This is a genomic window from Schumannella sp. 10F1B-5-1 (genome assembly GCF_006517535.1).
GTDB lineage: Bacteria > Actinomycetota > Actinomycetes > Actinomycetales > Microbacteriaceae > Schumannella.
Window position 1 is genome coordinate 1 of record NZ_VHQH01000151.1, and the last position, 227, is coordinate 227.

The 227-nt window shown below is 67.8% G+C and carries 1 protein-coding gene; it reads right to left on the reverse strand.

From position 1 onward, the window contains the following. On the reverse strand, positions 1-227 hold a 227-nt coding region (locus FJ658_RS16395), incomplete at both ends, for a hypothetical protein (RefSeq protein WP_219995790.1).

Here is a 227-nt window from a genome sequence, read left to right on the forward strand (position 1 = left end):
GTCAGGGTGATGGCACCCTGGCTCAGCGAGACGGAGCCCAGCTTGCTGGTGTTGGACGCCGAGGCGCCGAACGGGAAGTCGACCGTCCAGGTGACCGTGATGGTCGACGGGCCGGCGCTCGAGTTCACCTTGTAGACGCCCGGCGTGGTGGCGGCCACGACGTTGCCGCCGGTCACGCTGCCGACCGAGATCGAGCTGTTGGTCGAGTTGTTGATCGCGAGCGCGAG